Genomic DNA, 12,719 nt, shown 5'->3' with positions numbered 1-12,719 from the left:
CGCCATCACGGACCAGAACCACCCTCATCGACGTGTCCTCCATGCCACAGGACTACGCCCCAAAACCATTCCTGACAAGGGTTCTGGTCCTCATTAGCCGGTTAACAGGCACGCGGCAACCCTGCCCATCGACCCCGTCAGGTGGTGGCCGTCGAGTTCACGCAGGAATTTCTTCGACCGGAACTGGACAGGTAGGCCGCGGCGCGGCGCAGGACCTTGTTCTCCTGTACCAGCAGCCGGATGCGCTTCTTGGCCTCCCGCAACTCGGCTGCCGACCGGCTGTCGCTGGCCGGGGCGTCGGCCGGGCTTGTCGGGGCGCTGGCCCAAGCCGTCGCCCTTGTCGACGGCGCTGGCGGCTCCGGTCCCCGGTCGGAGTCGAGCACAGGCCCAGCATCGGACGTGACCACGGAGGGTGTGCGACGGGCCAGGGTCGGGATCTGCGCCGGCTCACTAGATTGGGCGCATGGCCAGCCAAGACGACCCCCGCCGCACCAAGCGCCGACGCGGAGCCCGCGTCCTGGTCCGTGACGGCGACTCCGTGCTGTTGATGCAGGACAGCGATCCGGGTGTGCCCGGATCATCTTGGTGGGTCCTGCCGGGCGGCGGGATCGATCCCGACGAGGACAGCGTGGCTGCCGCTGCCCGCGAACTGGCGGAGGAGACGGGTCTGGCCATCCGCGCAGACCAGCTCCAGGGGCCGGTGGCCCGACGCGTCGCCATCCACGGCTACAGCGACCGCATCCTGGTACAGGACGAGGAGATCTTCCTGCTGGACCATCCCCGCTTCGACGTCGACACCACCGGCTTCACCGCCACCGAACGCCTGCGGATGGGGCAGTGGGGATGGTTCACGCCACAGCAGATAGCCAGCATGACCATCTGGCCCCGGCAGACCCCAGAACTGGCCCGGTGGGCCGGCGAGGCCTGCGTCGATCTGGGAGAGATGGACGAGTCCACCGTGCCGCTGCCCGGCTGACGGGCCCGGAGGCGACGAATGGTCCGCCTCCCATCGGGAGACGGACCATTCTGGCGGTGCGAGGCTCAGGCCCCAGCCCCATCTGCGAGGCTCAGGCCTCGACGCGGGCCTCGGCCTGCTCGGGAACGGCGACGCCCTCGTCGGTCAGCGTCTTGTACAGCGCACCGGCGATGACGGCACCGATGATCGGGGCAACCCAGAAGAGCCACAGCTGGCCCAGCGCCCAACCACCCTGGAAGATGGCGACGGCGGTGGAGCGAGCCGGGTTCACCGAGGTGTTGGTGACCGGGATCGAGATCAGGTGGATCAGGGTCAGGGCCAGACCGATGGCGATCGGGGCGAAGCCCTTGGGGGCGCGGTCATCGGTGGAACCGAGGATCACGAACAGGAACATGGCGGTCAGCACGATCTCGATGACCAGCGCGGCCATCATCGAGTAGCCGTCAGGGCTGTGGGCGCCGTAGCCATTGGAGGCGAAGCCCGACTCGCTGGCCGAGAAGCCGGACTTGCCGCCGGCGATGACGTACAGGATGGCGGCGCCGACGGTACCGCCGATCACCTGGGTGATGATGTAGGGAGCCACGGCGCCAGCCTCGACGCGCTTCGCGGCGAACAGGCCGAGGGTGACGGCCGGGTTGAAGTGGCCACCCGAGAGGTGACCGAAGGCGTAGGCGGCGGTCATGACGGTCAGGCCGAAGGCCAGCGAGACACCGACGAAGCCGATGCCCATGTTGACAGGGGTGGGATCGGTGCTGAGCACCTTGGCGGCCAGCACGGCCGAGCCGCAACCACCCAGCACGAGCCACAGGGTGCCGAGGAATTCGGCCACCAGGCGGGACTTCATGGAAACGTTCATTGCTGATTACTCCTTGTTCGGCCCACGCGTCGTGGACCGCTATCTTGCTCTTGTTGCCCGCGGAGCCTCATTGACCCGTTCCATTCCTTGATGTCAAGAAACCGAGCTTCGGTCACTGAGGGTAACAGCGTCCCCAGCTCCTGGGCGGCAGCAAACGGTCCACAGGTGAAGAACTTCCGGTGAAGGCTCTCAGCAATCCCTCACGAGTCCTGCGAGGGTGTCTGTGGGGACGGCGAGGAGCCCACCTCCTCGGCGTCGATGATGCGGTAGGCATAACCCTGCTCGGCCAGGAAGCGCTGGCGGTGCTGCGCGAAGTCGGCGTCGGGGGTGTCCCGGCTGACCACGGCGTAGAAGCGGGCGGTGCGGCCGCCCTTGGGGCGCAGCAGGCGGCCCAGCCGTTGCGCCTCCTCCTGACGGGAACCGAAGGCCCCGGAGACCTGGATCGCCACCTCCGCGCTGGGCAGGTCGATCGAGAAGTTGGCCACCTTGCTCACCACGAGCAGATCGATCTCGCCCTCGCGGAAACGGCGGTAGATGTCCTCGCGTTGGCGGGTGGTGGTGGACCCGGTGATGATCTCGGCACCCAACTGGTCCGCCAACTCCTGGAGCTGGTCCACGTACTGCCCGATCACCAGCGTCGGCTGTCCGCGATGCTCTTCCACCAGGTCCAGGACCACGGGAGTCTTGCTCTCCGCCGTCGCGGCCAGCCGGTAGCGGACGTCGGGATCGGCGGTGGCCACCGCCATCCGCTCGGAATCGGACAGGGTCACCCGCACCTCCACACAATCTGCCGGTGCAATCCACCCCTGGGCCTCGATCTCCTTCCACGGTGCGTCATAGCGCTTGGGCCCAATCAGGCTGAAGACGTCGCCCTCCCGGCCGTCCTCCCGCACCAGGGTTGCGGTCAGTCCCAGACGTCGGCGAGCCTGCAGGTTGGCGGTCATCCGGAAGACCGGCGCAGGCAGCAGGTGCACCTCGTCGTAGATCACCAGCCCCCAGTCCCGGGCGTCGAAGAGCTCCAGATGGGGGTGGATGCCCTGCTTCTTCGACGTGATCACCTGATAGGTGGCGATGGTGACCGGCCGCACTTCCTTCTTGCTGCCGGAGTATTCGCCGATCTCGTCCTCGGTCAGTGAGGTGCGGCGCAGCAGCTCGTCGCGCCACTGCCGGGCGCTGACGGTGTTGGTCACCAGGATCAGGGTGGTTGCCTTCGCCAGGCTCATCGCGTCGGCGCCGACGATGGTCTTGCCGGCCCCACACGGCAGCACGACGACGCCGGAGCCGCCGTGCCAGAAGCTCTCCGCGGCCTGGTGCTGGTAGGGACGCAGCTCCCAGCCGTCCTGCACGAGCTCGATGGGGTGCGTTTCGCCGTCCACATAGCCGGCCAGGTCCTCCGCCGGCCAGCCGAGTTTGAGCAGCACCTGCTTCAGGTTGCCCCGTTCGGAGGGGTGCACCAGCGCGGTGTCGTCATCGATCCGGCCGCCCACCAGCCCCTTGACCTTGGCAGAGCGGAGAACCTCGGTGAGCACCGCCCGATCAGTGCTCACCAGCACCAGGCCATGGGTGGGGTGCTTCTCGATCCGGAGCCTGCCGTAGCGATCGATCGTCTCGGCGACGTCGACCAACAGGGAACTCGCGACGGGATAGCGGCTGAAGCGCATCAGCACGTCGACGACCTGTTCAGCGTCGTGTCCCGCCGCGCGCGCATTCCACAGCCCCAAGGGGGTGAGCCGGTAGGTGTGCACGTGCTCGGGGGCACGCTCGAGTTCGGCGAAGGGGGCGATCGCAACGCGGCAGGCATCCGCGTCGGGATGGTCCACCTCCAGAAGCAGGGTTCGGTCCGACTGGACGATGAGGGGGCCGGGAGTGTTCATCGTCTGCCAGTATGCCTCGCGCAGCTCTTCGGTCATGGGGTTGGGTGCTGGGGGGGTTAGGTGCCGGGCGGTGAGGGGCCGGGGGTTGTGTGCCCGCTGGGGGACGAACTTGGCTGCCGGGCCTGACGGCATGTAGGATCGCCGGGTTGCCTGGCGAGGGACCGCTGAGTCCGTTATCGACGTGGTAAGTGAAGGGCCCCGGCCCGTCCTCCCTCTCTGGCTGCAGAAATTTCTGGAAGACGCCAGATCGAGGTCGAGGAGACACCATGACTGACAGCAAGATTTCCGCCGAGCTGCGTACCGAGTTCGGCAAGGGCGCTGCCCGTCGCATCCGCCGCGCCGACAAGGTGCCCGCCGTCCTGTACGGCCACGGCACCGATCCCGTGCACCTGAGCCTGCCCGGCCACGACATGATGCTGGCCCTGCGCCAGGCCAATGTGCTGCTCACCCTGGACATCAAGGGCCAGAAGGAGCAGCTGGCCCTGCCCAAGCAGGTGCAGCGCGACCCGATCACCGGCTTCCTGGAGCACGTCGACCTGCTCATCGTGAAGCGCGGCGAGAAGGTCGTCGTCGAGGTCCCGGTCCTGGTGACCGGCGAGGCCGCTCCTGACACCACCGTCAACCAGGACCTCATGTCGCTGGCCCTCGAGGTGGACGCCACCAACATTCCCGAGCAGGTCGAGATCTCCATCGAGGGTCTCGAGGCCGGTTCCCAGATCCTGGTCTCCGACGTGACGCTGCCCGAGGGTGCCACCGCCACCGAGGATCCCGAGACCCTGGTCATCGGCATCAACCAGGCCCAGGAGCTCGACGTCGAGACCGAGGGTGAGGGCGACGAGGCCGCCGAGGGAGAGGCCGCCGAGGCCGCCGAGGGCGAGTGATCCGGCCCCTCGGGGTCTGATCCCTCACGAACGAATCGGAGTTGGCCGACGTGACGACGTGGCTGGTGGCGGGGCTCGGGAATCCGGGCCCCGCCTACTCCAACACCCGACACAATGTCGGGTTCATGGTGCTCGACGAGCTGGCCCGCCGAGCGCGGGCCAGCTGGTCGGCCCCCCGCCAGATGCGGGCGGACGTGGTGGAGACCCGTCTGTCCGCCGGCGGCATGGGTGCCCCGGGTGCCGGGGCGGCCAAGGTGGTGCTGGTCAAGCCACGCACCTTCATGAACGAGTCCGGACAGGCCGTCGGCAAACTGTGCGCCTTCCACAAGGTTGATCCGGCGCACGTGGTGGCCGTGCACGACGAACTGGACCTGGACCTGGGACAGTTGCGCCTCAAGCTGGGCGGTGGCGACAACGGGCACAACGGCCTGAAGAGCCTGCGCAAGCACCTGACGACGGGGGACTACCACCGCATTCGGTTCGGGATCGGCCGTCCGCCGGGCCGTCAGGATCCCGCCGACTATGTGCTGGCCCCCATTCCCAAGAGCCTCCGGGTGGATCTGGAGATCGAGGTGGGCCGCGCAGCCGATGCCGTGGAGGCGCTGGTCCTGGGCGGTCTGGAGGCGGCCCAGAACCGGTACAACTCCTGACCGGCCGAGCCCCGGACCACAGCCGGCGGCGGCCACACAACTAGGCGGCCACCCGTCGTGAGATCACCCGGGGCGGCGGCATCTTCAGACTGGGCAGGGTGGGCACCACGGTGCACAGCGCCGTGGCCACCAGGATCACCAGCGAGATCACGAGGATGGTGCCCCAGGGGATGACCACCTGGAAGGTGGAGAGCACGATCGGTAGGGCGAGCCGCATGTAGGCGGCCACCACCAGGGTCAGGAAGGCTGCCTGCAGGAAGGCCGTCACCGTGATGATGGTGGCTTCCAGCAACGGAACCAGTACCCGCTGAGCAGGCGTGGCGCCCAGGATCTCGTCGAGCGCCAGCTCGGCCTCGCGCTGACGGGCCATCATCAACAGTGCCGACAGGGCGCCGGCCACGGCGATCGCCAGCGGCAGCCCCATCACCACCAGCAGGCCGGGCAGGTCGACATCCGTGAGTTGCACGTCATTGCCCATGGCCTTCAGGGTGGCGGCGAAGGAATTGCCCAAGGTCATCATGGAGAACAGCAGCCCCATGGTGATCATCACCGGGATCACCGTGCGCTGCAGCCGGTCCATCTTGCCCAGCACGGTGTTGCGGGCCAGATGCCAGGTGCCGCTGCGGCCCGGGACGAGTCGGGTCCAGCCACGCGTGAGCAGGCCCGTGGTCAGCGGTGCGGCCTGCGTGAGCAGGGTGGCCACCAAGGGGATCAGCATCAGGGCGGCCTGCATCACGGCCTGCATTGCGAACTGCTGGTCCTCCACCTTGCGGGCCTGGGGCGTCAGGGCGAACAGTCCCGCGATCAGGGCGATCATCAGGATGCTCCACAGGATGCGTCCCACCATGCCCTTGCGGGCTGACGGTGCGGTGCTGGCCTGCCGCAGGGCCTCCACCGGGGGAATACGGGTGGCTCGCAGTGAGGCGCGCAGGCCGCCCAGCATGGCAATCCCGGTGCACAGCAGGTTGGCCCCGAGCACTGCCAGCGGATCGAAGACTGCCGGGATCCGCTCCATCTGCTGGCTGGTGGTGTGGGCGTCGAGGGCGCCCTGGACGCTCAGGATGGCGATCAGGTCACCGATGACGGCGCAGGTCAGGGACACCACGGCCAACTGGGTCATCAGGGTTGCGACGACATGCCGAGGCGAGGCCCCGGCCAGCTGCAGCCGGGCGATCGAGCCGCGACGGGAACCGACCACCAGCCCCGTGACGGTGCCGATCACGATCAGCCCCACCAGGGCGCACATGCCCTGGTTGATGCCGATGGTGAAGTCATTGGTCATCACCAGGTCGGGGTGGAGTCCGCCAGCAGCGGCGCGTTGGGCCGATGCACTTGCGAGCGCAAGCAGTGCGAAGGCGGCATTGACCGTGATGAAGGTGAGGGAGACGCTCAGCCAGGCGGTCCAGGAGTCGCGCAGCTCGGCCAGATGGAGGTGGCGCATGTCAGGCCTCCACGAGCTGGTTGAGGGTCTCGGCCACCTGGTCGCGGTCCGGGCGCTGGATTTCCTGCACCAGCAGACCGTCGCGCATGAACAGCACCCGGTCACACCGGCTGGCGACCACCGGGTCATGCGTGACCATCAGGACGCACTGGTCCGGGTTGTGTGCGATGTCCTCGATCTCGTCGAGCACCAGCTTGCCGGTGCGGGTGTCCAGGGCGCCGGTTGGCTCGTCGGCAAAGACGATCCGGGGCTGCTGGGCCAGTACCCGCGCCAGGGCGACGCGCTGCTGCTCACCCCCGGACAGGGTGTTGGGCAGCTTGGTGGCCAGATCTGCAATACCCATGGCCGCCATCCGCGCCATGATCATGTCGCGGTCGGGCTTCTGGCGGTTCAGGCGCCACGGCAGCGCGACGTTCTCGTAGGCGGACAGCGTCGGCACCAGGTTGTACTGCTGGAAGACGAATCCGACGGTGCTGCGGCGCATCCGGGCCAGATCGGCGCGGTTCAGCCGCCCCAGGGGAGTGCCGTCGATCGTGACCTCGCCGCTGGTGGGCGTCTCCAGACCGGCCAGACAGTAGAGCAGCGTGGACTTGCCCGAGCCGGACTGACCCATGATGGCCACCAGTTCGCCGGGTGTGACGGCGACGTCGACGCCGTGCAGGATCTGCACCTGCCGGGTGCCCACTGCGAATGACTTGGTGACCTGTTGTCCGCTGACCAGCGGAGCCGCTGGTTGGCCCGAGCCGGGTGGGGTGGTGGAAGCGGGGGTGGCGGCGGCCATGGGGCTCTCCTTGTCCAAGCGGGGTTGAAAACCACGCTAGTGACCGGGAGGCCCGGGCACATCCTGCCTGCGTCATGGTGTGGCCCATGACCACGGTCATGGGCCACACCATCGAGCACGGGCGGTACGGGTTGTCAGACCCAGTTCTGGGGGCCCGAGGATCCGGCGCGGTACTCGTCCATCGGCACCAGTCCCTGCTGCCAGGCCTCCACCACTGGGGTGACGATCCGCCAGCACTCCTCGGCGATGTCGCCGCGCACGCTCAACAGCGGGTCACCGTCCAGGATGCCCTCCAGGATTTCGCCGTAGGGGCGCACGGCGCTGCTGCCCATCTCCGTGAACAGCACCGAGTCCTCCAACTCGCGGGTGTCGCCCTCGCCATTGGTGGTGATGCCCAGCGCGATGTTCTCCGGCTTCATGCCGATGCTGATCACATTGGGCGAGGGGACATTCGTGAAACCCTCCGGCACGTGCGGGACGGGCTTGAAGACCACGGTGATGCCATTGCGCTCGTCGCCCAGGGCCTTGCCGGCGCGCAGCTTGATCGGGACATCGGTCCAGCGGGAGGTCTTGATCCGCACGGTGATCTCGGCCAGGGTCTCCGTGTTGTTGGCGGGGTCCACGCCCTCCTCGGCGACGTAGTCCGGAACCTCCTTGCCGGCCACGGTTCCCGCGGTGTAGCGGGCGCGTCGGGAATCGGCCACCGGGTCCCCGCTCCACAACTCGGTGGCGCGCAGCACGTGGACCATCAGGTCTCGCAGCTCCAGGGCGTCCAGGCGAGCCGGTTCCTCCATGGCGATCATGGCCAGCACCAGCAGCAGGTGGCTCTGGATCATGTCCTTCATGGCGCCGGCATGGTCGTAGTAGCGGGCGCGCCCCTCCAGGGCCAATGGCTCGTCGGTGACGATGGAGATGTGGTCGATGTTGATCGCATCCCAGACGGGCTCGAAGAGTCGGTTGGCGAAGCGCAGGCCCAACAGGTTGAGCACCGTGGCCTTGCCCAGGAAGTGGTCGACGCGGAAGATCTGCTGCTCCGGGACGATCCGGGCCAGCAGCTCGTTGAGCTCGCGGGCGCTCTCCAGCCCGGCGCCGAAGGGCTTCTCCAGTGCCAGGCGAAGACCCGCCGGCGGCTCGAAGGTGGTCAGCGCCTGACAGGCCTTGATGGTGATCGCCGGCGGCAGGGCGAAGTAGAGCACGGGATCGCTCGGCAGGCTCTCCAGCAGTGACTTCAGCTGACCGGCATCGGTGACATCGGTCTGCACATAGCGCGTGGTGGCCAGCACCTGGTCGATCCGCGACTGGGGGCATCCGCTCTCTGAGAGTGCGGTCGAGACGATCTCCTTCCACTGTTCGTCGCTGATCTCCTCCACCGCGGCACCCACCAGGGTGAGGTCGGGGCGGGAGTGGAGTTTGAGCAGGGTGCCCAGACCGGGCAGGAGCAGGCGGTGCGTCAGGTCGCCCGAGGCGCCGAGGATCACAAGGGATGCTGGAGTACTCACACAGTGACTGTACCGAGCGTTGACAACGCCACGGCAGGTCATGCGCAGGGGCCGCGATGACGAGCGTGTGGGGCTCGGGAGCCGTCGCCGCACGGCACGATCTTGGCGCGGCCGGGTAGATTTACCGGGTGACTCTCACTGGTCTGACCGATCTGCTGGCCGACGATCCGGTGCTCGCCCGAGCCCTGGCCCGGGTGACGACGGCGAACACCCTGGACATCACGGCACCGGCCGCGGCCCGGGCCGCCCTGACCGCCACCATCGCGCGACGCAGCCAGCGGCTCGTCCTGCTGGTGACCAGCACCTATCGCGAGGCGGAGCAGCTGGTCGCGGAGCTGGAGAGTTGGACCGGACACGACGAGGTGGCCTACTACCCCGCCTGGGAGACCCTGCCCCACGAGCGGCTGAGCCCGCGCAGCGACACCGTTGGGCGCCGCCTGGCCGTGCTGCGGCGGTTGGCGGGCCAGGACCCGGCCGGCATGCCGTCGATCGTGGTGGCCCCCGTGCGCTCGGTCCTGCAACCCCAGGTCAAGGGACTGTCCAAGCTGACCCCGGTGCACATCGTCACCGGTCAGGAATATGACACCGCGGAACTGGCCCGCGCGCTGGTGGGCGCCGCCTACAACCGGGTGGACCTGGTGGAACGTCGCGGCGAATTCGCGGTGCGCGGCGGGATCGTCGACGTCTTCCCGCCCACCGAGGAACACCCCCTGCGCATCGACTTCTTCGGCGACGAGGTGGAGGAGATCCGCCACTTCACCGTGGCCGACCAACGATCGATGCCCGGCGCCATCACCGAGATCATCGCCTCCCCATGCCGGGAGCTGCTGCTCGACGAGGGGGTGCGCGCCCGGGCCCGGGCGCTGCTGCCCGAGCATCCCGAACTGGCGGAGATGTTGGAGAAACTGGCCGACGGCCATGCCGTGGAGGGTATGGAGGCCCTCACCCCGGCGCTGGTGGACGGGCTGGAGATGCTCGTCGACGTGCTGCCGGACGATGCCATGGTGGTGGTCAGCGATCCCGAGCTGGTGCGCACTCGTGCCCATGACCTGGTGCAGACCAGCCAGGAATTCCTGCACGCCTCGTGGGCCGCCGCGGCGGCGGGCGGCAAGGCCCCGATCGACCTGGGCGCTTCCGCCTACTGGAACCTGGCCGACGTGCGCTCGCACGTGCTGGAGCGCGGCCAGTCGTGGTGGAGCCTGTCCAGTTTCTCCGCCGCCCCGGATGCCGGGCAGGAGCTGTATGCGGAGGACGGCACGCGGATCGACGTGGGGCATCTGGACGTGCGGGGTGTCGAATCGCACGTGCTGGACTGGAAGGCGGCCGACAGCTGGAAGGGTGACACCGAGGCAGCGGTGCGAGAGATCGGTCAGGCGGTGACCGCGGGCGAGTCGGTGGTGCTGGGCGTCGAGGGCAAGGGTCTGGCCAGCCGCATGCACGAGGTGCTGACCGACCACGAGATCGGCTCGCACATCGTCGACGGTCTCGTCGAGGCGCCGGAGCGGGGCACCGTGACCATCGTCCCCACCACGCAGCGCCATGGCTTCCGTGCTCCCGGCCTGAGCCTGGGCCTGTTCACCACCGTCGATCTGGCCGGCAACCGACCGGCGGACAAGTCGGAACGACGCATGCCGAGCCGACGCAAGAACCAGATCAGCCCGCTGGAGCTGAAGGCGGGCGATCCGGTGGTGCACGAGCAGCACGGCGTCGGACGCTATGTGGAGATGGTGCAGCGCACGGTGGCGGGCTCCACCCGTGAGTACCTGGTGATCGAGTACGCCGCCAGCAAGCGCGGCCAACCGGGGGACCGGCTCTTCGTGCCGATGGACCAGCTGGACCAGGTGACCCGCTATGTCGGCGGCGAGGCCCCCACCCTGGACAAGATGGGCGGAGCCGACTGGAACAAGCGCAAGAGCCGTGCCCGCAAGGCCGTCAAGCAGATCGCTGCGGAACTGATCAAGCTCTACGCCGCCCGGCAGGCCACCCGTGGGCACGCCTTCGGCCCGGACACCGCCTGGCAGCGGGAGGTGGAGGACGCCTTCAACTACGTCGAGACCCCGGACCAGCTGGCCTGCATCCAGGAGGTCAAGCACGACATGGAGCAGGTGGTGCCGATGGACCGCCTGATCTGTGGCGACGTGGGCTACGGCAAGACCGAGATCGCCGTGCGGGCCGCCTTCAAGGCCGTGCAGGACGGCAAGCAGGTGGCCGTCCTGGTGCCCACCACCCTGCTGGTGAACCAGCACCACGCCACCTTCTCCGAACGCTATGCGGGCTTCCCGGTGAACGTCGCCCAGCTCTCGCGCTTCCAGACCGAGGCAGAGTCCAAGGCGGTCAAGGACGGCATCGCGTCGGGCAAGGTGGACGTCGTGGTGGGCACCCACCGGCTCTTCGGCGGCGAGATGCAGTTCAAGGACCTCGGCCTGGTGATCATCGACGAGGAACAGCGCTTCGGCGTCGAGCACAAGGAGGCCCTGAAGAAGCTGCGACTCAATGTGGATGTGCTGGCCATGTCGGCGACGCCGATTCCCCGCACCCTGGAGATGGCGATCACCGGCATCCGTGAGATGAGCGTGATCGCGACGCCGCCGGAGGAACGTCACCCGGTGCTGACCTTCGCCGGACCCTATGACGAGGGGCAGGTGGTGGCCGCCGTGCGCCGCGAGTTGGCGCGCGAGGGACAGGTCTTCTACGTGCACAACCGTGTCCAGTCCATCGAGAAGACCGCGGCGCGGCTGCGCGAACTGGTCCCCGAGGCCCGCATCGTCACGGCCCACGGCCAGATGAACGAGCACCAGCTCGAGGACGTCATGCAGCAGTTCCTGGACCGGCAGGCCGATGTGCTGGTCTCCACCACCATCGTCGAGGCCGGCATCGACATCTCGACGGCGAACACCCTGCTGATCGAGCGGGCGGACCTGATGGGCCTGAGCCAGCTGCACCAGTTGCGCGGCCGCGTCGGGCGTGGGCGTGAGCGTGGCTACGCCTACTTCCTCTACCCGCCGGAGAAGCCCCTGACCGAGACGGCGCACGACAGGCTGGCGACCATGGCGGCGCACACGGACCTGGGCGCCGGCATGCAGATCGCCATGAAGGACCTGGAGATCCGAGGTGCGGGCAACCTGCTGGGCGGAGAGCAGTCCGGCCACATCGCCGACGTCGGCTTCGACCTGTACATCCGTCTGGTGGGGGAGGCCGTGGCCGACTTCCGGGGTGATGGCGAGTCCGAGCCGGAGACGGAGATGCGCATCGAGCTGCCCGTGGATGCCAACCTGCCCAATGACTACGTGGAGTCCGAACGGCTGCGGCTGGAGATGTACAAGCGACTGGCCGAGGTGCGCAGCGTCGAGGACATCGCGGAGGTGCGGGCAGAGCTGGCCGACCGCTATGGCCCGCTGCCCGGCCCCACGGAGGTCCTCCTGGAGGTGGCCCGCTTCCGCCTGCTCTGCCGCACCGTGGGCATCACGGAGGTGGTGGGGCAGGGCAACAACATCCGGTTCAGCCCGGCCGATCTGCCCGAATCGCGGGAGCTGCGCCTGGGAAGGCTGTACCCCGGCAGTGTCATCAAGCGCGCCGCCGGCTTCCTGCTGGTGCCGCGGCCGACGACGGCTCCGGTCACCGGCAAGCCGGTGGTGGGGCGGGAACTCCTGGAATGGGCCACCCGGGTGGTGGTGGACATCTTCGGCGCGGAGCCGCTGCCTGACATCGGGTGAGCCGGCTGACGCCCGGGTCGTCGGGGGTGCGGGCTGACGCCCGGACGT

9 protein-coding genes and 1 pseudogene are annotated in these 12,719 nt (G+C 68.3%); 4 read left to right on the top strand and 6 right to left on the bottom strand.

Translation table 11 applies throughout. The annotated features are described in order from the left end of the window. Positions 1-185: 185 nt before the first annotated feature. Positions 186-314: pseudogene (locus ACTQ49_RS04860) on the bottom strand (IS3 family transposase); the annotation flags it as partial. Positions 315-463: 149 nt separating this feature from the next. On the opposite strand from ACTQ49_RS04860, the gene ACTQ49_RS04855 reads away from it, so the two are divergent. Then, positions 464-976 (top strand): NUDIX domain-containing protein, encoded by a 513-nt coding sequence (locus ACTQ49_RS04855; protein WP_441826708.1) that lies wholly within the window; start codon positions 464-466, stop codon positions 974-976. A 91-nt stretch (positions 977-1,067) separates the two neighbouring features. Here ACTQ49_RS04855 and aqpZ read toward each other — a convergent pair whose 3' ends face one another. Together aqpZ and ACTQ49_RS04845 are read right to left on the bottom strand one after the other, a co-directional pair. Beyond that, complete coding sequence (gene aqpZ / locus ACTQ49_RS04850) at positions 1,068-1,832, bottom strand: aquaporin Z (protein ID WP_441826707.1); 765 nt, start codon at positions 1,830-1,832, stop codon at positions 1,068-1,070. Between the two features lie 200 nt (positions 1,833-2,032). Further along, positions 2,033-3,742, bottom strand: coding sequence for a DNA repair helicase XPB (locus ACTQ49_RS04845; RefSeq protein ID WP_441826706.1), 1,710 nt, complete (start codon positions 3,740-3,742; stop codon positions 2,033-2,035). A 230-nt stretch (positions 3,743-3,972) separates the two neighbouring features. On the opposite strand from ACTQ49_RS04845, the gene ACTQ49_RS04840 reads away from it, so the two are divergent. Continuing rightward, positions 3,973-4,587: a 50S ribosomal protein L25/general stress protein Ctc gene (locus ACTQ49_RS04840; protein ID WP_441826705.1), complete on the top strand. Its 615-nt coding sequence runs from the start codon at positions 3,973-3,975 to the stop codon at positions 4,585-4,587. 50 nt (positions 4,588-4,637) lie between these two features. Next, positions 4,638-5,237, top strand: a complete 600-nt coding sequence (gene pth, locus ACTQ49_RS04835; RefSeq protein ID WP_441826704.1) for an aminoacyl-tRNA hydrolase — start codon at positions 4,638-4,640, stop codon at positions 5,235-5,237. A gap of 40 nt (positions 5,238-5,277) precedes the next feature. Here the strand turns inward: pth and ACTQ49_RS04830 are convergent, their stop codons facing one another. The 3 genes from ACTQ49_RS04830 to ACTQ49_RS04820 all read right to left on the bottom strand — a co-directional run bounded on the left by ACTQ49_RS04830 (position 5,278) and on the right by ACTQ49_RS04820 (position 8,958). Further along, entirely contained in the window at positions 5,278-6,678 is a 1,401-nt protein-coding gene (locus ACTQ49_RS04830; RefSeq protein ID WP_441826703.1) for an FtsX-like permease family protein, read from the bottom strand. Between the two features lies 1 nt (position 6,679). Further along, positions 6,680-7,459, bottom strand: a complete 780-nt coding sequence (locus ACTQ49_RS04825) for an ABC transporter ATP-binding protein (protein ID WP_441826702.1) — start codon at positions 7,457-7,459, stop codon at positions 6,680-6,682. A 134-nt stretch (positions 7,460-7,593) separates the two neighbouring features. Further along, positions 7,594-8,958 carry a glucose-6-phosphate dehydrogenase gene (locus ACTQ49_RS04820; RefSeq protein ID WP_441826701.1) on the bottom strand — a complete coding sequence of 455 codons (1,365 nt, stop codon included), beginning with the start codon at positions 8,956-8,958 and terminating at the stop codon, positions 7,594-7,596. Positions 8,959-9,086: 128 nt separating this feature from the next. Between ACTQ49_RS04820 and mfd the strand changes: the two genes are divergently transcribed. Beyond that, positions 9,087-12,671, top strand: a complete 3,585-nt coding sequence (gene mfd / locus ACTQ49_RS04815; RefSeq protein WP_441826700.1) for a transcription-repair coupling factor — start codon at positions 9,087-9,089, stop codon at positions 12,669-12,671. Positions 12,672-12,719: the final 48 nt, after the last annotated feature.

Source organism: Luteococcus sp. Sow4_B9 (assembly GCF_052116585.1).
Lineage (GTDB): Bacteria > Actinomycetota > Actinomycetes > Propionibacteriales > Propionibacteriaceae > Luteococcus.
Note: the sequence above shows the minus strand (reverse complement) of the source record. Positions and strands in the feature narration are given on the sequence as shown.